Origin of the sequence: Neorhizobium sp. JUb45, assembly GCF_004343585.1 — a bacterium.
Classification (GTDB): Bacteria; Pseudomonadota; Alphaproteobacteria; order Rhizobiales; family Rhizobiaceae; genus Neorhizobium.
Map to the genome: position 1 here is coordinate 24,505 of NZ_SLYW01000013.1, position 20,270 is coordinate 44,774.

At 59.5% G+C, this 20,270-nt stretch carries 21 protein-coding genes and 1 pseudogene; 7 read left to right on the plus strand and 15 right to left on the minus strand.

The window, feature by feature from the left end:
* Positions 1-109: 109 nt before the first annotated feature.
* Positions 110-1,090: a dienelactone hydrolase gene (locus EDF70_RS27180; protein ID WP_132280573.1), complete on the minus strand. Its 981-nt coding sequence runs from the start codon at positions 1,088-1,090 to the stop codon at positions 110-112.
* Positions 1,083-1,871, minus strand: a complete 789-nt coding sequence (locus tag EDF70_RS27185) for an SDR family oxidoreductase (RefSeq protein WP_132280576.1) — start codon at positions 1,869-1,871, stop codon at positions 1,083-1,085. Before EDF70_RS27185 ends, EDF70_RS27180 begins: the two co-directional genes overlap by 8 nt.
* Positions 1,872-1,966: 95 nt before the next feature.
* Between EDF70_RS27185 and EDF70_RS27190 the strand changes: the two genes are divergently transcribed.
* Positions 1,967-2,866 carry an AraC family transcriptional regulator gene (locus EDF70_RS27190; protein ID WP_132280579.1) on the plus strand — a complete coding sequence of 300 codons (900 nt, stop codon included), beginning with the start codon at positions 1,967-1,969 and terminating at the stop codon, positions 2,864-2,866.
* Positions 2,867-2,987: 121 nt separating this feature from the next.
* Here EDF70_RS27190 and EDF70_RS27195 read toward each other — a convergent pair whose 3' ends face one another.
* Positions 2,988-3,803, minus strand: a complete 816-nt coding sequence (locus tag EDF70_RS27195; RefSeq protein WP_245519393.1) for a carbon-nitrogen hydrolase family protein — start codon at positions 3,801-3,803, stop codon at positions 2,988-2,990.
* Between the two features lie 82 nt (positions 3,804-3,885).
* On the minus strand, positions 3,886-4,626 hold the full coding sequence (locus EDF70_RS27200; RefSeq protein ID WP_132280582.1) for a 3-oxoacyl-ACP reductase family protein: 741 nt from the start codon (positions 4,624-4,626) through the stop codon (positions 3,886-3,888).
* A gap of 180 nt (positions 4,627-4,806) precedes the next feature.
* Between EDF70_RS27200 and EDF70_RS27205 the strand changes: the two genes are divergently transcribed.
* A complete protein-coding gene (locus tag EDF70_RS27205; RefSeq protein ID WP_132280585.1) occupies positions 4,807-5,688 on the plus strand; it encodes an AraC family transcriptional regulator in 882 nt (293 codons plus the stop codon).
* 76 nt (positions 5,689-5,764) lie between these two features.
* Here EDF70_RS27205 and EDF70_RS27210 read toward each other — a convergent pair whose 3' ends face one another.
* The 4 genes from EDF70_RS27210 to EDF70_RS27230 all read right to left on the minus strand — a co-directional run bounded on the left by EDF70_RS27210 (position 5,765) and on the right by EDF70_RS27230 (position 8,955).
* Positions 5,765-6,106 (minus strand): hypothetical protein, encoded by a 342-nt coding sequence (locus EDF70_RS27210; protein WP_132280588.1) that lies wholly within the window; start codon positions 6,104-6,106, stop codon positions 5,765-5,767.
* A 40-nt stretch (positions 6,107-6,146) separates the two neighbouring features.
* On the minus strand, positions 6,147-7,070 hold the full coding sequence (locus EDF70_RS30505) for a LysR family transcriptional regulator (protein ID WP_245519394.1): 924 nt from the start codon (positions 7,068-7,070) through the stop codon (positions 6,147-6,149).
* Positions 7,071-7,102: 32 nt separating this feature from the next.
* Entirely contained in the window at positions 7,103-8,140 is a 1,038-nt protein-coding gene (locus EDF70_RS27225; RefSeq protein ID WP_132280591.1) for an LLM class flavin-dependent oxidoreductase, read from the minus strand.
* 152 nt (positions 8,141-8,292) lie between these two features.
* Positions 8,293-8,955, minus strand: a complete 663-nt coding sequence (locus EDF70_RS27230) for a hydrolase (RefSeq protein ID WP_132280757.1) — start codon at positions 8,953-8,955, stop codon at positions 8,293-8,295.
* A 155-nt stretch (positions 8,956-9,110) separates the two neighbouring features.
* On the opposite strand from EDF70_RS27230, the gene EDF70_RS27235 reads away from it, so the two are divergent.
* Positions 9,111-9,995: a LysR family transcriptional regulator gene (locus EDF70_RS27235; protein WP_132280594.1), complete on the plus strand. Its 885-nt coding sequence runs from the start codon at positions 9,111-9,113 to the stop codon at positions 9,993-9,995.
* Between the two features lie 156 nt (positions 9,996-10,151).
* Here the strand turns inward: EDF70_RS27235 and EDF70_RS27240 are convergent, their stop codons facing one another.
* From EDF70_RS27240 to EDF70_RS27255, 4 genes are all read right to left on the minus strand, one after another.
* Positions 10,152-11,069, minus strand: a complete 918-nt coding sequence (locus EDF70_RS27240; protein ID WP_132280597.1) for an alpha/beta hydrolase — start codon at positions 11,067-11,069, stop codon at positions 10,152-10,154.
* Between the two features lie 44 nt (positions 11,070-11,113).
* Positions 11,114-12,070: a zinc-binding alcohol dehydrogenase family protein gene (locus tag EDF70_RS27245; RefSeq protein ID WP_132280600.1), complete on the minus strand. Its 957-nt coding sequence runs from the start codon at positions 12,068-12,070 to the stop codon at positions 11,114-11,116.
* 110 nt (positions 12,071-12,180) lie between these two features.
* Positions 12,181-13,179 (minus strand): homoserine dehydrogenase, encoded by a 999-nt coding sequence (locus EDF70_RS27250; RefSeq protein WP_132280603.1) that lies wholly within the window; start codon positions 13,177-13,179, stop codon positions 12,181-12,183.
* Between the two features lie 15 nt (positions 13,180-13,194).
* Positions 13,195-14,955 (minus strand): monovalent cation:proton antiporter-2 (CPA2) family protein, encoded by a 1,761-nt coding sequence (locus EDF70_RS27255; RefSeq protein WP_132280606.1) that lies wholly within the window; start codon positions 14,953-14,955, stop codon positions 13,195-13,197.
* 233 nt (positions 14,956-15,188) lie between these two features.
* Between EDF70_RS27255 and EDF70_RS30765 the strand changes: the two are divergent.
* Positions 15,189-15,334 (plus strand): annotated as a pseudogene (locus tag EDF70_RS30765) (alpha/beta hydrolase); the annotation flags it as partial.
* A gap of 34 nt (positions 15,335-15,368) precedes the next feature.
* The gene (gene alaE, locus EDF70_RS27260; RefSeq protein ID WP_245519395.1) at positions 15,369-15,848 is read left to right on the plus strand and encodes an L-alanine exporter AlaE; all 480 of its coding nucleotides are present in this window, start codon (positions 15,369-15,371) and stop codon (positions 15,846-15,848) included.
* A gap of 134 nt (positions 15,849-15,982) precedes the next feature.
* On the opposite strand, the gene EDF70_RS27265 is transcribed toward alaE, so the two are convergent.
* Positions 15,983-16,606, minus strand: coding sequence for a glutathione S-transferase family protein (locus tag EDF70_RS27265; protein ID WP_132280609.1), 624 nt, complete (start codon positions 16,604-16,606; stop codon positions 15,983-15,985).
* Between the two features lie 193 nt (positions 16,607-16,799).
* On the opposite strand from EDF70_RS27265, the gene EDF70_RS27270 reads away from it, so the two are divergent.
* The gene (locus EDF70_RS27270; RefSeq protein WP_132280612.1) at positions 16,800-17,684 is read left to right on the plus strand and encodes a LysR family transcriptional regulator; all 885 of its coding nucleotides are present in this window, start codon (positions 16,800-16,802) and stop codon (positions 17,682-17,684) included.
* A gap of 54 nt (positions 17,685-17,738) precedes the next feature.
* Here EDF70_RS27270 and EDF70_RS27275 read toward each other — a convergent pair whose 3' ends face one another.
* Together EDF70_RS27275 and EDF70_RS27280 are read right to left on the minus strand one after the other, a co-directional pair.
* The gene (locus EDF70_RS27275; RefSeq protein WP_132280615.1) at positions 17,739-18,632 is read right to left on the minus strand and encodes a LysR family transcriptional regulator; all 894 of its coding nucleotides are present in this window, start codon (positions 18,630-18,632) and stop codon (positions 17,739-17,741) included.
* Positions 18,633-18,842: 210 nt separating this feature from the next.
* Positions 18,843-19,151, minus strand: a complete 309-nt coding sequence (locus tag EDF70_RS27280) for a GNAT family N-acetyltransferase (protein ID WP_132280618.1) — start codon at positions 19,149-19,151, stop codon at positions 18,843-18,845.
* A gap of 443 nt (positions 19,152-19,594) precedes the next feature.
* On the opposite strand from EDF70_RS27280, the gene EDF70_RS27285 reads away from it, so the two are divergent.
* Complete coding sequence (locus tag EDF70_RS27285; RefSeq protein WP_132280621.1) at positions 19,595-20,230, plus strand: hydrolase; 636 nt, start codon at positions 19,595-19,597, stop codon at positions 20,228-20,230.
* Positions 20,231-20,270 lie beyond the last annotated feature (40 nt).

A 20,270-nucleotide genomic window follows, 5' to 3' on the forward strand; every position in this document is an offset into this window, starting at 1 on the left:
CTCAGCACTCCGGCATGGACAACTGTGAGCGTCATCAGACGGCAAGAGCCGTCCTTGGAACGGACGTTCGGTCGGCACATGCGCCATGTCACAAAAACATTGAGACGCTTCAAGTTGCATCTGTCGATTTGCAACGTTCAACTGAACCGCCGGCACGAGTCATGACGGTTGCCAGCGCAGCAGCCTCACCCCGAAGGGCAGCACACGTCTCGGACCACGCATGGACATCCACCGCCAATGCCGTCTGCAGCCAGGCAAGCGTCAGTCGCTTGGTTGCCTCCAGAACGTCCGGCTCCTCTATTTCGGTTTCGCGCGCGTCCAGCCCGGCAATGCCGCCAAGCCCATGTCCAACGCCGCGCAGCATCACCAGTGCGTCAGCACCCTGCCCATCATGAAAGGCATCGGCATGCCATTGCGGGCCGCGCGTGGTAAAATGCGGATCATCCGCATCACCACAGACGACGAGGCTGCGGGTGGTCAGGCCGGAAAAATCCACGTCGAAAAAAGGAAACCGGGTTGCATTCTCTGCGGTCAGGTCCTTTCCACCACGGCCTGGAGCCGCCAGCAGAATACCCGCCGAAATCCGGCTGTCCGAAAAATCCTCCCCATTCAGGCGCACGCCCAGAAGGAGCCCGACCGTGTGCCCTCCGAAGGAATGACCGGCAGCCGCGATCCGGGCATGATCCAGCCGGCCGGCGATGGCGGGCGCCTGCCCCTCCACCTCGCCGATCCAATCGATAATGACCCGCAATTCCGCCACGCGCTCGCGCCAGAAAAAAGGCGCGCCGACCGCGTCAGCAGGCAGTCCGCCGACACGAGAACTGGCATGCGTCGGCTGGATTACAACAAAACCGCGCTCCGCCCAGAACTGCGCGAGAGGCGCATAGCCATCCTTCGAGGGGATATAGCTGGACGGACCGAAACCGTGCGACAGCAGTATAATGGGCAGGTTTTCACCGACGGCGGGTGCGGTAACGCGCAGCTCAAGCGGTGTCCGCCCCTCCATCGGCAGGCGGACGGGCGTATAGGCCACCGTCAGCCCCGCCTCGGGCGATGGAATGTGCCGGGCGAGATTGATGAGATTATTCATGTCCAGAGGGTCCGACAACTGACTGGCTTTCCGACTGCCCTGCTTCACGAAACAAGGTCTGCGCATCGGCCCCTGCCGCAATTTTCATCGGCGCGTCCGGATCCGTTACCGCGCGCATGACGGCCTGGACCACATCTTCGGCCGTCGTCACCTCGGTTCCCGCACGCAACCTGTTGAGATAGCCGTGGACGAATGTTTCGTAAGGGGCAGGAATATCCATTCCCATGCGCGCCACTGCGTTTTTCCCGAATGCGGTTGAGGGAGCCGAGCCGGGCAAAACGAGCCGGACGCGCACGCCGAAAAGAGCGGCTTCAAGCGCGAGGCTTTCGGTGAAAGCGTTTAATGCCGCCTTGGAGGCGCTATAGACGGACAGCGCCGGCAGCGGCTTAATGGTCACGCTGGAACTGACGTTGACGATCACGCCCGCCCCACGTTCGCGCATCTGCGGAAGAACCGCCTTTGTCATGGCAATTGCGCCGAAGAGATTGGTCTCGAAGAGATCGCGGACCTTCGACATCTCCGAGCCTTCCAGCACGTTCAACATGCCGACACCGGCATTGTTGACCAGAGCGTCGATCTCTCCCGCGGCCTCGACAGCTTTCGTTATGCTTTCTTCGCTGGTTACATCCAGCGCCAGAATTTTTAGCTTTTCGGTATTCGGCAGCAGTTCGGGACGCGGGGTTCGCATGGTTGCGACGACATCCCAGCCAGCCTCGAGAAAGGCCTGCGCCGTGGCAAGCCCGAAACCGGAGGAAGTGCCGGTGATAAGTATCTTTGGCATGTTCGTTCTCCTGATGAATGGCCTATAGAGATGGACGACTGACTCAGGACTATCTATATTCATTTGTCCGTATTCATTGAGCGTTCGTCCAAAACATGACCGATCCGATTGCTGAAGTCGTTTCCCTGCTGAAACCACGCCCATCCATATGCAAACTGGTGACGGCCGGGGGGGCGTGGCTTGTCGAGCGCAAGGAGCTTGGCAGCCCGTTTTATTGCGCGCTGGTAGAAGGTCGCTGCCTGATCACCATCAGCGGCCGCGAGCCGATACTGCTTACCACAGGCGATTTTGTTCTGGTCCCGGAGATTTTCTCGTTCACGATGAGCAGTCTGGACCCGCCGCCGCGCGGAACACCTGCACAGCGCCTTGAAACCAGTCCCGGCGTGTTTCGGCTGGGCGATCCCGATGCATCTGCAGATGTCCGGGCAATGGTCGGACATTGCACCTTCGGCTCCGATGACAAAGCCCTTCTCGTGTCGCTCCTGCCGCAAATCATCCATCTTCGTGGCGAGGACCGACTGTCGAGACTGGTCGAGATGATAAACGACGAGACCCGGCACGAACGCACTGCCCGCGAAATCGTGCTGACCAGACTGCTCGAGGTCTTGTTGATCGAGGCATTGCGATCGACCGGTGGCACCGCAGGGCCTCCCGGCCTTCTGCGCGGCATGGCCGATCCACAACTGGCGCCGACATTGCGTCGCATACACGAGGATCCCAGCCACGCGATGAGCGTGGAGAGCCTTGCCGAGGATGCCGCGATGTCGCGCTCGTCCTTTTTTCAGCGTTTCCGCCGGGAGGTTGGCGTCGCCCCCATGGAATATTCGACCAGTTGGCGGATGGCGCTGGCGAAACAGCTGCTGCGCGACGACGTCGCAACCGCTGAGGTCGCAAGGCGTGTCGGCTATGGCTCGGCGAGTGCCTTCAGCGTGGCATTCAGGCGGCACGTCGGCACCTCTCCCGGCGCCTATTGCCGCGCGAATTTCGCCGGATAACAAAGACAACTGCCGACACTCGTATTTCGGCAAACCGTCCAATCAGGTCCCTCACCGCCTGAACCACCGAATGTGTGTGTTGCGGCTGCCGACAGACACGCAGTCCATCATCTCACTGCATCTACGATGCCAGGTGAGGTTCTTTCACATAGACCGGATACCTGCCCTTGGCGGCCGAGGTAATGGCGGTATCGATTTCCAAGGCGATCGCCGGATTTTCGGGTGATGTCGAAGCGATTTCGAAGCCGTCGGCATCGACGGTGAAACCGCCGCCTCCGAAGACCAGACTGCTTCCGGAGCGATTTCCGGCGCGGTTGGAACTGACAATACAGGCACCGCTCGCAATGCCAGCCATGCTCGCCGCAGTCTTCCATAAACGATGATCCGTGCCGGTTGCTCGCGGCACGGCGATCAGGTCGGCCCCAAGCTTGCCAAGGTGGCGTGCTTTTTCCACGAACATCAGTTCCGTGCAAAGCAAAACACCGACCGTGAGCCCTGCGACTTTGACCACATCAAAACCGGGACGCTGAAGCTCGAACCACGCCTCTTCCTCCCACCCTGGTTCAGATGGAAAATAGTGCTTCTGGTGAGTGAATTCGTAACGACCCTCCGTCAGCACGAACCCCTCGTTCACCAAGCGATTGCCGGACAACACAGGACGCGATGAGATAACCGCCGCGACCGGAAGGCGCGACAGACTGTCCAAAGCGCGCTCGTGAAGTGACGCCCATTCTCGAGCAGCATCAATGTCGAAAGGCCGCTTTGTCGGTTGCCAAAAACCGAATGGCATTTCATTCGTGACAAGAATGTCATTCCTTGCGTCGACGAGGTGCCCGGCAATCTCCTCCCAGTCCGCCTCGCCCGGCAACAGTCCTTCCGGCCATTCCACCGACCATGCCTTAACCATCCGCCGCACCTTATGCTTTTGGTTGAACACGTGAGCTCAATTCACCGCCGCGGCAGAAGGAGCCGCGGCACATTTTATCACGCGCGCTTTCGAGCAATATATCAAACCGCAATCACGCAAGGGCGCCGCCGTCCACCGTCAGGATCGTCCCGTTGATCTGCCGGGCAGCAGGCGTCGCGAGGAACGCAACTGCAGCGGCAACATCTTCCGGCTGGCCAAAACGACCAAGAGGGATCAGGCTGCGCTGGAAATCAGCAAACTCGCTTGTTTCTGGATTGGCATCGGTATTCGTCGAGCCCGGCTGGACGAGATTGACCGTTATATCACGCGGCCCCAGTTCGCGCGCCAGACCGCGGTTGAACGCCTGCAGCGCGGCTTTGGTCATGTAATAGACCGTGCTGCCTTCACCCACGTTGCGGTCTGCACCCGCCGAGCCGATGGTTATGATGCGACCACCTTCCTTGAGGTGCGGAATGGCAGCCTTGGACGCAAGCACCGGCCCACGCACGTTGACCGCAAACAGCGCGTCGAAGTCGTCGACATTGAAGTCGGCTATGGTGTTGTATCGCGCAATCGCGGCATTGTTGACCAGAATATCTAGGCTACCCAAGGCGCGGACAGCTTCGTCTACGGATCGCTTGATCGCGTCCGGATCGGCACTGTCAGCCTGGATCGCCACGGCCTTGCCTCCACTTTCTTCGATTGTCCGAACAAGTTGCCGCGCGCTGTCGCCAGACCGGTCATAGGTAATCGCGACATTCGCACCCTTTTCAGCCAGTGCGCGCGCGATTGCTGCTCCGATGCCGCGCGATCCGCCTGTCACCAACGCGCTCTTTCCTGCAAGTTCCTGCATGATCCAAACCCTTTCAAGCTGATGTGACCCTGATGTCGCTCGGAAGCCTGTTGCTGCCGACGCCGATGATCCGGGCCGTTTCTGTCATTGAACATGAAGGTAGGGAGGCACGCGGGAGGTCACATTCCCGATTTGCCCAAAGACTTGCCTGATCCTTCCAAACGCACTACCTGATCAGATATGAGAGAGACTGCGAACCCGACAGATATCCTCCTCAAGGACGTGGCGCCCTTCACCGGTGGAGACAGGAGGCTGACCGGCATTCCCACTCCGGTTCCGCGCCTGACAGTCTGGACCAGCACGGTCGACACGCCACCGATCTCGGCAGTGTTCGAACCCATGTTCTATGCTGTTTTACGCGGCACCAAGGTGTTGACCATGGGTGCCAATCGCTTCGAGCTTCTGGCGGGAAACTGCGCTGCCTCATCCTTCGGCTTACCCTACAGTCATCAACTGGCAGGCGCGAAGACCGACCTCCCTTATGTCGGTGTCAGTCTCCATATTGATGTCGACCTGCTCACTCGAGTCATGCTCGATATGCCCAAACGCCACAATCGCTGGACATGTGCGGTAGCGGCCGGCGACCTGAGCGGTCAGATCGGCGAAACATTCGGACGCCTTGTCGGGCTTGTAAACACACCCGACGACATCAGCGCGCTGGCACCGCATTACGAATTCGAGCTTTATTACCGTCTGCTGCAAGGCTCCATGGGCGATACGCTCAGTCAGGTCAACCAGCGCAACGGGCGGTTCCAGCAGCTTAAGGCCGCAGCGGACTGGCTTGCGAACAATTACCGCGAGGCCGTCGTCATTCCCGATTTGGCGGCCTCATCCGGCATGAGCGTCACCTCGTTTCACCGGCACTTCAAGGACGTGACGGGATTCAGCCCGCTCGCCTTTCAGCGCCAGATGCGTTTGCTGGAGGCGCGAAAGCTTCTTGCCGCCGGAAACACCAACGTATCGTATGTGGCATATGAGGTGGGCTACGCAAGCCCATCGCAATTCAGCCGAGAGTACAAGAACGTGTTCGGCAGTGCTCCGGTAACCGACCTGCAACGCTGACCCTTGGCAACGCCGCTGAGCTCAGCTGTTAAGGACTTATACTTCAGCGAATGCGTCGTGCGCGATGCGGCATCAGTCACCTTGGTGGGTAGGGTTCGATATCGGCCGACCAATATTCTTTGGCAATACCTTGGCTGTTGCGGATGACATGGTAGGCGATATCCGGATCGCCTCCTTCAAAAGTCTCCGGGTTCGCGCCGCATATCAGGCAATACATGCGCTGATGAACGACGCTCGCAAAATATTGCGGCGGCGGAGTGGTTTCTTCCTGCCCAATTGCTTTCATCTCGTCAGCAGCCTGACGGCTGGCCTCTTCCAAAGCGCGGGAGACGGCAGCCGCCAGTGCTTCGTCCGCACGTCCGATAATATCGGCGATCTGCCTTTGTGCCGGCGTGAGAACAGGACATTCCTCTGTCATCGTGTTACCTCATGTGAAGCTGATTTTTTCATGTCTGCCGTCATCGCGATTGCCTTGGCACGACAGTGAGAAGCGACATGTATCGGCGGGCATTCTCTGTGAATTCGCGATCCGTGTCCGAGACATTTTCGAGCGCCGCATGGCGCGCTTCTACAGCCGCCTCCATTCGATCAGCGATTTGCGGATCCGAAGCACGTGCATGGTCCACCAGGATGCTGATTGCGGTTTTCAGCGCAAAATTCCGCGCGGAAAGTATCAACTCCCGCCGTTCGGATTCATCTTTTTCAATGTCCTCCCGCCGGTCCTTCCTTTTCCGATTTTCGCCAGAACGTCCAAGCTCTCTCTCCCAACGACGAGCGATGCTGCGGCCGACGTAAAGCATTTTCCATGCGGTTTCAGGATCGCCCCCGGCATAGGTTTCGGGGTCGGCGCCGCATAGCCGCAGAAAAAGGTGGCGAAGGACGCCTTCTGCAAAGTAGTCATGCGGTGTTCTAACCAGGCCAAGCGATTGAAGCTCATGCCCCGCGGCATTCACGGCCCGATCGATCGCTTCGTTTACGTCTGCCCATAGCGCCGCGTCGGCTTCCTTCATCAATTGATTCATTTCCTGCATATTATCCTCCTGCTCCGGCATCCCCCCTTGCCCGACCATATGTTCAATTTTCAAGCTGTTCGGCACGGCGACCAATGTGCGCCATTGCCGTTCCTCGCCCGGCAATATTGCCTTGCGAGCGACCTCTATCTCTTTGCAGGTTTTTGCGGCGTATTCGCGAAAAGTGACGCCAGCCTCCGTCAGACTTCCGCCACGGGTGGAGCGGGCAAGGAGCCGGACGCCAAGTTCCGCTTCCAGCCGGGCCAGCCGCCGACTGACCATCGACTTGGAAATCCGCAATCGTCGCGCTGCAGAGGAAATGCCTCCGGAATCGGCGACTTCGACAAACGTGTGCAGATCTTCGATGTCCATTGCTGGCCCCATTGAGCGCGATAGCCTGGGATCTAGGTGTTTCCTGCTGCCTTGACGATCGGGGCTACTTCCGTGCCCAGAAGTTCGATCGATCTCTTCATCGCTGACGTTTCCAGGGAGGCCGTACTCATCTGGAAGGTGATGCGGGCAATGCCGCCGAGTGTTTCGGTCGCCTTTAGCATTTTCTCCGCAACGGTCTTCGGATCCCCGACGAGAAACGCGCCGTCAGGCCCAGCCATGGCATCGAACTGCTGGCGCGACGGCGGCGACCAGCCGCGTTCGCGCCCGATATTTGTTGTCAGATGCGCCCATCCCGGAAAGAAGGCGTCCCTGGCGGCGTCATTGCTTTCGCCGACAAAACCCATCGCATGGACACCAACCTTCAATACCTCCGGAGCGTGTCCGGCGCGTCGGCCGGCTTCATGATAGAGATCGACCAGCGGACGGAACCGTTCGAAGTTTCCGCCGATGATTGCGACCATCAGCGGCAGGCCAAGTGCACCGGCGCGGGCAAAGGATTGCGGTGTGCCGCCGACCCCGATCCAGACCGGAAGCTTCTGCTGGTGCGGGCGCGGAAAGACCCCTTGCCCCGCCAATGACGGTCGAAACCGCCCTTTCCAGGTGACATGCGTCGTTTCGCCAAGCTCCAGCAACAGGCCGAGCTTTTCGGCGAAAAGGTCGTCGTAATCGCGCGTATCGAGACCGAACAGGGGATAAGCTTCAACGAAAGAACCACGACCGACGACAATTTCTGCACGGCCTTTCGAGATCAGGTCAAGCGTTGCGAATTCCTGGAAGACCCGCACAGGATCCGCCGCGCTCAAGACGGTGACCGCGCTCGTCAACCTGATCCGTTCGGTCCGGGCCGCCGCGGCAGCCAGGATGACCGCTGGCGCGGAATCAAGAAACTCGCCGCGATGATGCTCTCCAATGCCGAAGACATCGAGTCCGACGCGATCTGCGGTCACGACCTCCTCTATCAGTTCTGCCATGCGCTCGGTCGCCGATGGCGGTTTGCCTGTGGCTGGATCCGGAAGGATGGCTGCAAAACTGTCGATACCGATTTCCATGCATGGCCCTTTGAATGATGGTCGCAATAAGTGTTCATCCACGCCGACGACTGAAGATCGCCGGCGCGGCATTGGAACCGGAATGACGGGTTCGCGCGGCAAGAGCACGTGGCGGAAACGCGCTCCTGGAAGCCCGTCAACCGGTCCTGTGTTTAGTGCCCAACGGCATTGGAGGTGGGCACGGGTGTATTCAACAGCTGCTGTTCCCAAAGGTAGGCAATGCCGCTGCCGGCCAAATGATCCTTGAGGAGTTCGACGAGAGCGGGAGCCGTCTTTGTCCGACGGTAGTCGCGCTGCCATTCGGCGACGAGTGCAAACCAGGTCATCATGTTGCAGCCCGCCGCGATCATGCGCTGAATGGCGACCTGATGCGCTTCGAGTGACACACCACCGCAGGCATCGGTAATGACGGTCACATCCCAACCTTCGCCGGCGGCCTGAATTGCCGGCATGGCAACGCAGATTTCCGTAAAGAGGCCCGCGATGATCAGCTGCTTGCGCCCGGTGGCTTTGACAGCATCGACAACTTTCTCGTCTTCCCAGGTATTGACCCAGGTTCGGTCGATCACTTCCTGACCCGGAAAAACATTCGTAATCTGCGGAAAGATGAGGCCACCACGGTCGGCGAGGACACTGGTCAAAACGGTCGGGACATCAAAGGCTTTGGCCGCTTTCGCGAGGCCCGTGGCATTGTTCACCGCCATGTGCGGATCATGGCTGTTAACATTGGTGAGCTGGTAGGGCTGATGGTCAATCAGAACGAGAACCGAATCCTCCGGGCGAAGAAGCGAGTCAAGGCCATTGCGGAACGTCATCAATAAATCCTCCATTGTCATTTCGTCAAAATGATTGATTTGCCAGAGGCAGCAGCTGACAGCTGAGCTGCGGGCACACAAAGACTGTCATCCCGGCTCGCAATGCGGTAGTGCTCGTCCATGTTGTGCTGTGTTGCAAAATAGGGAACGCCAGCTTGGACACCGAAGACTTGCGGACATTTGTCGAAGTGGCAGATGCCGGCGGCGTTTCGGCTGCCGCGTCGCGGCTCGGCATATCGAAATCCATGGTCAGCCGTCGACTGGCCCGGCTTGAGGCGGAGCTTGGCGTCCAGCTTTTGGCAAGGACCACCCGCGGCGCCTCGCTGACTGAGGCTGGAACAACATTCCGGGATTATGCGGCAAGGATCAGCGGCGAAATCGAGAGCGCCAAAGAGATCCTTCTGCCCGCAGGTGAGTTAAGCGGACGCCTGCGTATTTCCGCTCCTCTGTCATTCGGGCCGACCCATCTCGCGCCGGTAATTGCAACAATGGCGCAACGCTATCCGCTGCTGCAGGTCCAGACCTGTTACAGTGATCAACTCGTCGACCTCATCTCGGAAGGCTATGATTGCGCCATAAGGCTGGGACGTCTTCAGGATTCAAACCTGATCGCGAAGCGTATCGGCCCGCTGTTCGGCAGACTGGTTGCGAGCCCCGATTATGTGGCCAGGCACGGCGCTCCCGACAGGCCGGAAGACCTCATGAACCATCAGGCACTGATGCAGGGCACGGAGACATGGCAGTTTCTGGATGGCGAGAAAACAGTGACCGTCAATCCACGCGGCCGCTTCAAGGCTGACAATGCCGTCGCTCTCGTGGCCGCCGCCGTTGCCGGTGTGGGGATTGCACTGGTTCCCAATGGCGTAACCGAGGAATACGTTGCTTCAGGGGCTCTTTTGACCCTCATGCCCCACCACCCGCCGCCGCCAGCAGGTATCTATGTTGTCCGGCCACCGGCACAATATCCGACCAGAAAAGTGCGTGTTCTCACCGACATACTGACCGAGTGTTTTGGTCAGGCCGTCACCCCGGAAAGCTAAGGTCCACGACAAAATCGGCACAGGCTATCGGGCGAACCGATGCCCGACAGCGCACCGTCCTCAATCGTTTCGTCACCCACCACGATGAATGGCAGACTGCAAGAAATCTCTTCTGTGGAGGGCAATGCCTCACCACGGGCAGCGGGTTTTGTGCGCCTATTCGGCAAGGTGTCTTGAATAGAATTGCGCTAAACTCTCGACGGCCTGCCCCACATATTCGGGCTTGTAATACATGTCATAATGACCAGCGCCTTCAACAGCCAGGAAGTGCTTCTCGCTTGACGGTGAGCGCTCATAAAGCCGCTCTCCTGCCTCATATTGTCCGGTCGTCCCGCGACGTCCGCCGACAATCACCTGAAGCGGCTGCACCAGAAGATCGGGCACAAGTCCGAACGCGTCGAAACTCAGGATATTGCCATAGCTGACGAAGAGCAGGCGGTTCGTGGAGTTCGGGTGACGATACCGCGACTCGCGGTAAAATTTGACCGCTTCGAGCACATCGGCATCCGTGATCCTCGCTTCTTCGGCATCCTTCAAACTGTCCGGTATCCACGGATCCCGGCGCGCAGTGCTGCCACGGGCTTCCGCTGTTCGTTGGGCTGCGACATCCGCCAGAGTTTGGCGATAATCCGGAAGCAATCGTCGCAACGCCTCACCGATATCGTTTGCAACGACCGTTCCAACCGCCTTGAACCGCCGCTCCGTGAGGGCCGCATTGATGGCATAGCCACCACCAGCACAGATGCCCAAAAGGCCAATGCGTTCTTCGCCCACATAAGGCAGGGTCATGAGATAATCGACGGCGCAACGAACATCTTCAACGCGGGCAGCCGGGTCCTCGAGATCTCTGGGCTCACCACCGCTTTCGCCCTGATATGAAGGATCGAATGTGAGGGCGAGATAGCCCTTCGCCGCGAGCCTTTCGGCGTAAATCGCGCCGATCTGCTCCTTGACGCTGCTGCCGGGGGTGACGAGTACAAGAGCCGGATAGGCTCGGCTTTCATTGAAACGGGGAGGCAGATGTAGATTGCCGACAACTTCGATATCTCTGCTCCTGAACGAAATGCGTTTCATGTCGCTTGCCCTCCTATCCTCGAATGGTTTTCAGCATCCCAACGTCAGGGCTTCATCACAACGCGGCCCAATGGGTTTCCGGTTTCAGCATGTGCATGCGCTGCCGATGCATCCTTCAACGGAAACACCCGGTCGACCACGACCTTCAGCCGTTTTTCGAGCACGGCCTTGAGAAGGTCGTCGACCGTATTGTGTACCGCCGGCCGCTCGAACAGGGCGCCCATGAACACACCATGCAGTGTCTGGTTGTTCTGCATCGCCTGCCACAGATCGACAGCAAGACTTCCGCCGCCCACATTGCCGACAAAGACGAGGCGTCCTTCAGGGGCGAGAACCGACAGGGAGGCCTGCAAGGTAGAACCGACTGGATCGATCACCAGATCTACGCCCCTGCCATCTGTCAGCAGCAGCACCTCTTCAACGACATCATTCTCGATGCGGTCGATGACATGAGATGCACCAAGCCCGGTCAACCGCGCCCGCCGCTCGCGTCCGCGCGCGACGGCGATTACGTTTGCCCCTGCGCTACGCGCCAGTTGCACCGCCGCCAGGCCAACGCCACCGGCGGCAGCCTGGATCAGCACCGTTTCGCCGGCTCGCAGCGCACCCTTGGTGAAAAGGCAGTGATAGGCCGTCCCGAACGAGATTGGCAGCACCGCCGCCTCGGCCATGCCCAGCCCATCGGGTACCAGCCATGTGCGCGCGGCTGGTGCCGCCCAGAGTTCGGCATGCGATCCCTGCATGTCGAATGCCGTCACCCTTTGGCCGACCGTGCGGTCCCTGACCTCGTCACCGACCGCGACAATGGTGCCGGCCGCCGCATAACCGACGATCCACCGGGATCGCTGCTGCGTCGAGCGGCGATTGATCAGGTCACCGCCCTCGATCGAGATCGCCTCGACGGCAATCAGCACATCCTGCGGCCCGCAAACCGGATCCGGCACCTCGGCATATTTCAGGACTGTCGGGGGACCGGGATTGTCATAGACCGCAGCCTTCATGTGCGTTTCCTCCGCAATGCGTGGGGCTTTTACTCAGCTCGACAGGCAGAATGCATGGTCAGGATGTGCGTTCCACGGACAGGCAGGTCTCGTCGGCGCGATACCGCCCCTCAGCCCCTCCGCGCCGCCAGAACATGTTCCAAATCCTTCAGCGCCGCGGCTGCCGTTGCCAGTGGTTCCTTGCCGGATCCGGTCGCGAGCGTTTCGCCCATCGCATCGGTAACGATGCGGATCGCCTTGTCCTTGCCGCGGATATTGGCGAACGGATTATCAGCTGGATAGGTCCGGATGCCGACCGCGGCGCGGATTGCGCCGCTCTCGCGCCACAGGCGGCCGACGAGTTTCGGCATAAGCCCTTGCCCGCGCCATGCCTCGATCCGCTCAGCGGTGACCGACTGGATGCCCTCGACGGTAAGATCATCCATCGCAAGGTCGGCGCCGAGGCCGAAATTGGCGATGAGCAGCAGCTTGCAGGCCGTATCCCAGCCTTCCGTGTCGTTGTGCGGATCGGCCTCGGCAAAACCGCCAAGCTGCGCCTCGCGCAAGGCCTCGTCGAAGCCCACACCACGTGTCGTCATCGCGTCGAGCAGGTAATTGGTGGTGGCATTGAGGATGCCCTCGACTTCCAGCACCTCGCAGCCCTTGAGACTATGCTGGATCAGATCGATCGTTGGCAGGGCGGCCGCCGCCGCGCCGCTGAGCTTCAGGATCGCGCCGGAGCCTTCGGCAAGCGACCGCAGTTCCCGCCCGCTATGAACCAGAGCGCCCTTCGAGATCACGATCGTGTCCCGCCCAGCCGAAAGCGACGCCCGGAGATAGGCAAGCCCCGGCCCCCCGGTGTGAAAATCGCTCGGCCCCGCCTCGATCAGAATATCGGCGCCGCTGTCCTCGATGAAGGCCGGACCCGACAAGCCATCCTCAAGCGTGGCAAGTTGCGCCTCTTCCAACCCGTCCGTGCTCGCTGCCCCGGAACGAGATCCGCAGACGGCCACGAGCCGCACATCCGCGCCATAGACGTCGCGGTATCGTGCCCGCCGGGACAGGAGCAGTTTTGCCGTTGCCCGCCCCACGCCGCCGAAACCTGCAATCGCTACCCTGAATGTTGTCATCGTTCGCTCTCGTCGTTATTTCGCCGGCACCGGGCTCAGCGGCTCCGGAGCCGGCCGGACATGCAGGTGGCCGAGACCCGACATGACGTCGCCCTGCACCTGCTCGGACAGCCGTTCATTATCCCGCCGGCGAACGTCTTCTGCTGCCTCCTCCACGTCAAGTTCGGCATAGCCAAGGGCACGCAAGCCTTCCGCACCCATCATATAGGCGGATTCCACCGTTTCGCGGATCTGGTAGTCGACGCCGGCGCGGATCAGGTCCACGGCATGACCACGGTCATAGCTGCGAACCAATATCTTCGTCTGGGGGAATTCGTGCTGCGCCAGTTCGACGATCTGCAGGGCGGCCTTTGGGTCGTTGATGCAGATCAACAAGGCCTCGGCCGAACCGGCGCCGGAGTGGTGCAGTGTGTCGAGCCGCGTGCCATCGCCGAAAAACACCTTGAAGCCGAAGCGCTCCGCTTCCCGGATGCGGTCGGGGTTCATATCAATGACGGAGAGATTGACGCCTTTCGACAAAAGAAGTTGCGAGGCGATCTGGCCAAAACGGCCGAAGCCGATGATGAGCACCTTGCCGCTCAGGTTGCGCGCCGCTTCCACACCGTCCATCGAAACATCGCTGCGCAGCAGCCGGTCCGCGGCGATCATCAGTAGCGGCGTCAGCGCCATGGAGAAGATTACAACGGTGGTGAACAGCGCATTTTCGCGTTGATCGATCACCCCGCCGGCGGTTGCTGCGGCATAAAGCACGAAGGCGAACTCGCCGCCCTGCAGGAACATCGAGGTTCGGTGCAGCGCCTGATGGCTGGAGCCGCCGAAGAGGCGGGCAACCCCATAGACCACCGCGCCTTTCGCAATGGTGAAGGCGACCAGCATGGCGATGAGCAGCCCCCATTCGACGGCCACGACGGAAAGGTCGAGAGACATGCCGACAGCCATGAAGAACAGCCCCATCAGCAGGCCGCGAAACGGTTCGATATCGCTTTCGATCTGGTGCCGGTAGCTGGAACTCGACAGCATCACGCCAGCCAGAAAGGCGCCCATCGCCATGGATAGCCCGGCACCGGCCATCAGCAAGGCCGCGCCCAGCACCACCAGCAGCGCGCCGGCCGTCATCACTTCGCGCGTTCTCGCCCGCGCCAGAAGCGCAAAGAACGGGTTCAGCCCCCATTTCGACACGCCAAGAAGAACGAGCAGCGCACCAAGCGCCATCAGCACCTCTATCCATCCCGATTGTCCCTGCGACAGCGGCGACAGGAAGGCGACCACCGCCAGAAGCGGCACGATCATCAGGTCCTCAAACAGCAGGATGGAGACCGACTTCTGCCCCTCGGGGTTCGAAATTTCGCCGCGATCCTGCAGCACCGACATGATGACGGCGGTCGAGGAGAGCACGAAACCGGCGCCCGCGACAAAGGCCACCGTCGTCGGCAAGCCGAAGGCGAGCATGCCCGCGAGCGACAGTGCCGCCGTCGCTGCCGCCACTTGCACAAGGCCAAGCCCAAAAATCTGGCCGCGCATGGCCCACAGCTTGTGCGGTCTGAGTTCCAGCCCGATGACGAACAAGAACATCACCACGCCGAGCTCGGAAAAATGCAGCATGGACAGAGCATCGGTAAAAAGACCCAGCACCGAGGGGCCTACCAGCACACCGGCTGCGAAATATCCCAGAACTGAACCGAGCCCGAGCCGCCGAAAAAGGGGCACAGCGACCACGGCCGCCCCCATCAGGACGATCGCCGGTCCGATCGTCTGCCCCAAACTCGCTTCGGCCATGCATTCGTCTCCGATTTTCTGTCTTCATGCGATCGGTGTCAGCCAACGATCCGGCCCAGTTAGATGGGACCAAGTCAGCCGCGGATGTTGCGCCGTCCGTTGTATCCGATGACCGTAGCTAGCGTTGCAATCATAAGACGGACAGTCGCTTGTTCTGCAAAAGTCTGTCGCAGTTGGCGGAACGCCAAATCGCTGGCTGCCGCGCTGAAAGTCTGCAAACAGAATGGCGATGGGACAAGAATATTCCGGCCGAGGCACTCGTTTCATGGCGCAACGCGCGGGTTCGCAGCGGACTGTCGTTGTGGAAAGAGCATCACATGTCGCCACGATCTCGAAACCGACGATCGTGACAGATGTTATCGAGAATGCCGCACAATAGTGCACTGCCCGACATTCGCCGGGACAGCGCGATCATGGAGAACCAGATCATGGCCAACGAAGCCACCGGGGAGACTTCCCGTCGACGCGCCTTCATCGCCGACACCTTGGCACTTATCCTGTTTTTCACGGCATCCGGCATCATCAACGAGCGCTTTATTGCCGGGATGACGTGGGAAGAAGTCTTCAAGGCCCGGCTGCTGGGAGCAACTCTTATGGTTCCGGTGGCGCGGCCGTATGGCCTTTGGCGTGACTGGCTGATGCGGCATGCCAGCGAGACGCGGTTATCCCGGCTGGTCTGGGATAGTACCGCGCTTATGACGTTCCAGGTGCCGATTTATGCAGCAATCATCGCGGTCAGCGGTGCGAAAGGCGGCGGCTTGCTGAGCGGAATTCTCGGCGCGGCGATCATGATGCTGGTCCTCGGAGCGCCATATGGTGTGTTCCTGAACTGGGTCAGAGGTCTTTTCGGCCTTCCCAAAGGCGGACAGAAACCAATGTCACTGGATGTGTGAGAGAACGGGACTGACAGCATGATGCATTGACGGAACCGAGTACCCGATCGCTCACCAACCGTCCGATTGACGCCGGTCATATCGGGTCGCCATTAGTAAAAGAATGCGCTCGTTTGGAAAATTTCCGGCACGCCTTAACGGTCGCCAGCCTCTCGCTCAAGCACTCTTGCGACAGCAGGATCCGCTTTGAGCCTGTCGTGCAGGGCCTGTATGTTGGGATAGTCCGTCAGGCCACCTGGCAGGAGTTTTGTCGCCCACCGGATCATGGGGAAGGAATAGGCATCGATGATCGAGCGCCCGCCATCAAGGATGAATTCACGGCCGCTCAGATGACGTTCCAGAATACCAAACTGCTTGGCCACCAGCTTGTGTCCTGCCTCGACGACAGATCTCAGAGCTTTCTCGCTTTTGTCCGCTGTGTAACGATCAGGCAGGAAGATCGGCCAGAATGCAGCGTGAACATCCGAAGTAAAAAAGGCCGACCAACGGTGCGCCTCTGCCTTTGCGCGTAAATTATCACCGCCGCCAAGCGCAGCCTTGGGGTGTTTGTGCGCCAGATAATCGAGGATCGCGCCGGCCTGTGTCAGAAGCCAGCCATCATCTTCGCGAAAGGTCGGGACTGCGCCGGCAGGATTGATCGCCAGCAGTTTTTCAGAGCCATACTGCACCTTGATGGCCTCGTATGGAGCGCCGATCCATTCGAGCGTGATATGGGGTGCGAGCGAACATGCACCTACGGCGTAATAAAGTGTGGGCATGGGTCGGTGATAACCTTTTCCGTTCAGGACTTGCCGGCAGACGTACAGACAACCAACGTGTCGTAAAACCTCAAATCGGGATCAAGCACGGTCATGCTTGTATGCCGGCTTTCGATACAGAGCTTGTCACTCGTGCACGCAATACGATAGTGCTGCGCAACGCCAAACAATGTCGCGGAATGGGGAACGCAGCTTGGAAGTGGAGGACATGAGGACATTCGTGGAGGTTGCCGATGCGGGAGGAATAACCTCCGCTGCACGGCGGCTCGGCATCTCAAAGTCGATGGTCAGCCGGCAATTGCACCGACTGGAATCGGAACTGGGCGTACAGCTTCTGGCCCGGACGACACGCGGCGCGTCACTTACCGAAGCTGGAGCAACATTTCGCGATCACGCAGCCAGAGTGTGTGCCGAGATCGATGTGGCGCAGGAAACGATCCTGCCGGATGGTGAACTCCGCGGTCTACTGCGAATTGCAGCACCTCTCTCCTTCGGCCCGACGCACTTTGCACCGGTGCTCGTCGAAATGGCCAGACGCCACCCACACCTTAAGGTCCATATCAGCTTCAGCGATCACGCTGTCAACCTGGCTGCCGAAGGTTTCGATTGTGCCATCCGCCTCGGTTACCTGAAAAACTCCGATCTCGAATGGACCCACATCGCGCCCGTTTTTGGCACGGTGGTTGCTAGCCCCGACTACATCAAAAGACACGGCGCGCCTGAAACGCTGGCGGAACTGGTCGAGCATCAGGCAGTGATGCAGGGCACCGAAAAGTGGCAGCTGATGGATGGCGACAAGATCGTTGCCGTCAGCCCCAAGGGACGTTTCAAGGCGGACAATGGAACAGCGCTTGTTTCAGCCGCCCTTGCAGGGCTCGGCGTGGCGCTCCTTCCCACCGGCCTCATTCGGGAACACCTTGGATCAGGCGCGCTGGTTCCGGTCATGACAGACCACCCCGTTCCTGTCGCGGGCATGTATATCGTCTGCCCTCAAGCGCCCTATCCTGCCCGCAAGGTACGGATGCTTGCCGAAATGCTGATTAAACGTTTTGACGCCGGCCCCGTATCGGGCGGGTGAAAGCCGGCTCGCTCTGTCCGGATGCCGAAAAATGACGTAGGCGAGCTTTCCGGCTCAGAGCCCTTCGGCCTCACGGCTCAAATCTGGCTCAAGATATTCGATCAACATTTCACAAAGAACCCGAACTTTTCGATTGGGTTGCTCACCGGGAGGCCGGACAACATATATTCCCGCTTGCGGCAGCGGGTAACGGGTCATGACCGGGACCAGCCTGCGAGCAGAAAGGTGATCGCGAATAAACTGGTTTGCCAGTGCTGCAATCCCCAGACCGGCGACGGCGGCGTCGGCAAGGACCGTTCCGTTATCCACCTTGAAACGGCCTTTGGGATTGACGGTGATCAGCTTGTCGCCATCCATGAGTTTCCATGTCTCGGACCCTCCCATCAGAGCCTGATGCGCGAGAAGTTCCTCCAGGGTTTCCGGCGATCCATGCCGCCTGATATAATCTGGACTGGCAACGAGCTTGCCGTGCAGCGGGCCGATGCGTCTCGCGATCAGGTTCGAGTCGTCGAGAAAGCCCATACGGATGCCGCAATCAAAGCCTTCGGCAACCAAGTCCACGAACCGCTCACCATAGGATGTGTGAATGTGGAGCTGCGGATGTCTCCGCCCCATCTCCGCCAGTACCGGCGCAAAATGCGTTGGACTAAACGATAACGGCGCTGCCACACGAAAAAGCCCGCGCAATTCACCGGCAGGCAGGATGGTTTGCTTGGCGAAATCAATTTCGTCGCAAACCTTGGTTGCGTGCTGGTAGAATGTCACACCGGCATCGGTTAGCGACATGCCACGTGTTGTGCGCACCAGAAGTGGCGCACCGAGCGCCGTTTCAAGTCGGCCTAACCCGCGGCTCACCATCGATTTCGAGATGCCGAGCCGCTGGGCCGCAGGTGCAACGCCACCTGCATCGGCGACCTCGAGAAATGTCCGCAGATCATCGGTATCCAAATACTGACGTCCTCTCCCTGGACAAAGTCATACAAGCCGGTTTTCCCGATCATATGCGAAAACTGCGCTCGCAACCATAGATTGCCAATCTGTTTTCGAGCCGCAAACGGACGCCACACCGCTATCGGGCCGAGGCTGAAAATCCGGTGCTTGCAGCTGCGCAATGGCATGGGACCGCGTGCCTCTGCACTTCATCATTCCAGACTGCGATTATCGCGAAAGGACGTCCTGCCATTCCGGATGGCGCTCCATTTGCGCCTTCGCGAACGGGCACAGGGGGATAATGACAATCTCCTCAAGTCGGGCATCCTCCACCGCCCGGCGAACCAGTTGTTCACCGACCTTCTGGCCACGCAGAGCGGCGGGAACGAAGGTATGATCTATGATAATGCGACCCTTGCCTGCACGACTGTAGGTCATCTCGGCTTCGTCGTGGCCGATCGCAACACGATATCGCCCCTTTGCAGTGCCATCTTCCCGCTCGACATCGACCTGTCTTTCCTCGGCCTTGTTTTCCATGCCAATTCCTCCGTGGTTTTCGATCTCGCCGATCAATGATCGACCGCGCTTGCCTGATCTAATCGACACTGCCATCCCTGTCCGGCCCCCGCTAGCGAGGACCCCGGCAACAGTGTGTCTCATATCCGGGAACGCAGAACCTGTATCGAAGCGTTCTCAGCTGTTGGGTTAGCAGGCAATGCCAACGGCGTCATATCGATCGATGTGCAAGGCTCGGCTTGCAAAGCGCAGCGACGCCCTGCGCGCGTTCCTGTTCACGTTACACAGTTATCCAGATCTCGCGACTACAGCGGTCATTGCTGCCGCGCTACCGTTTTCGGGCAGAGGAGGCTTGGGGCATCTTTGCGGCAGCGCCGTTTCCCGCGAAACGTACGCGCTTGCCTTTTCACTTGATAATGCATCTCGCCCATTTTCAGAGCGAATATATAAAAGGAGGATCTATCATGACGAGCGAAACAATCCGCAACCCGAACACCGATACCCTACTGACACCGGAAAATTCCGCATTCATCATCATCGACTATCAACCAATCCAGGTTTCGTCGATCCGGTCGATGCCGCGCGACGAACTGGTTTTCAATATCGTCAGCACGGTCAAGGCAGCAGTGAACTACAACCTCCCGATCATCCATTCGACCGTGAACATCAAAACCGGTCGCAACAGGCCACCGATCCAGGAACTGCAGGATGTGATCGGGCATCTGCCGACATATGACAGAACCTCGATCAACAGCTGGGAGGACATCGAATTCAAGCAGGCCGTCAAGGCGGTCGGTCGCCGCAAACTGATCATGACGGCACTTTGGACGGAAGCGTGCCTGACCTTCCCGGCGCTTGATGCTATACAGGAAGGCTACGAGGTCTATGTTCCCGTGGATGCGGTCGGCGGCACTTCGCTGGCTGCACACGAGGCAGCATTGCGACGCGTCGAACGGGCTGGAGCCAAATTGATCAGCCGCGTTCAGATGTATTGCGAACTCCAGCGTGACTGGGCGCGCGAAGCCACGGTTCCGGGTTTCATGGGCGTGTTTGACAACGCCGACGGGTTCAATCCTGAAAAAGCCAATCACGCCGCCTAAGGCAAACTTGATGATGCGGCGACGGGGGATGCCGTCGCCG

Excerpts from the sequence above, each read along its gene's own strand:
- EDF70_RS27285 (WP_132280621.1), top strand. The coding sequence starts at position 19,595 with ATGACGAGCGAAACAATCCGCAACCCGAACACCGATACCCTACTGACA.
- EDF70_RS27205 (WP_132280585.1), top strand. The coding sequence starts at position 4,807 with ATGAGAGAGACTGCGAACCCGACAGATATCCTCCTCAAGGACGTGGCG.
- EDF70_RS27190 (WP_132280579.1), top strand. The coding sequence starts at position 1,967 with ATGACCGATCCGATTGCTGAAGTCGTTTCCCTGCTGAAACCACGCCCA.
- EDF70_RS27185 (WP_132280576.1), bottom strand. The coding sequence starts at position 1,871 with ATGCCAAAGATACTTATCACCGGCACTTCCTCCGGTTTCGGGCTTGCC.
- EDF70_RS30505 (WP_245519394.1), bottom strand. The coding sequence starts at position 7,070 with ATGGACATCGAAGATCTGCACACGTTTGTCGAAGTCGCCGATTCCGGA.
- EDF70_RS27210 (WP_132280588.1), bottom strand. The coding sequence starts at position 6,106 with ATGACAGAGGAATGTCCTGTTCTCACGCCGGCACAAAGGCAGATCGCC.
- EDF70_RS27200 (WP_132280582.1), bottom strand. The coding sequence starts at position 4,626 with ATGCAGGAACTTGCAGGAAAGAGCGCGTTGGTGACAGGCGGATCGCGC.
- alaE (WP_245519395.1), top strand. The coding sequence starts at position 15,369 with ATGGAGAACCAGATCATGGCCAACGAAGCCACCGGGGAGACTTCCCGT.
- EDF70_RS27280 (WP_132280618.1), bottom strand. The coding sequence starts at position 19,151 with ATGGAAAACAAGGCCGAGGAAAGACAGGTCGATGTCGAGCGGGAAGAT.
- EDF70_RS27265 (WP_132280609.1), bottom strand. The coding sequence starts at position 16,606 with ATGCCCACACTTTATTACGCCGTAGGTGCATGTTCGCTCGCACCCCAT.
- EDF70_RS27255 (WP_132280606.1), bottom strand. The coding sequence starts at position 14,955 with ATGGCCGAAGCGAGTTTGGGGCAGACGATCGGACCGGCGATCGTCCTG.
- EDF70_RS27180 (WP_132280573.1), bottom strand. The coding sequence starts at position 1,090 with ATGAATAATCTCATCAATCTCGCCCGGCACATTCCATCGCCCGAGGCG.
- EDF70_RS27250 (WP_132280603.1), bottom strand. The coding sequence starts at position 13,179 with ATGACAACATTCAGGGTAGCGATTGCAGGTTTCGGCGGCGTGGGGCGG.
- EDF70_RS27225 (WP_132280591.1), bottom strand. The coding sequence starts at position 8,140 with ATGGAAATCGGTATCGACAGTTTTGCAGCCATCCTTCCGGATCCAGCC.
- EDF70_RS27245 (WP_132280600.1), bottom strand. The coding sequence starts at position 12,070 with ATGAAGGCTGCGGTCTATGACAATCCCGGTCCCCCGACAGTCCTGAAA.
- EDF70_RS27240 (WP_132280597.1), bottom strand. The coding sequence starts at position 11,069 with ATGAAACGCATTTCGTTCAGGAGCAGAGATATCGAAGTTGTCGGCAAT.
- EDF70_RS27230 (WP_132280757.1), bottom strand. The coding sequence starts at position 8,955 with ATGACGTTCCGCAATGGCCTTGACTCGCTTCTTCGCCCGGAGGATTCG.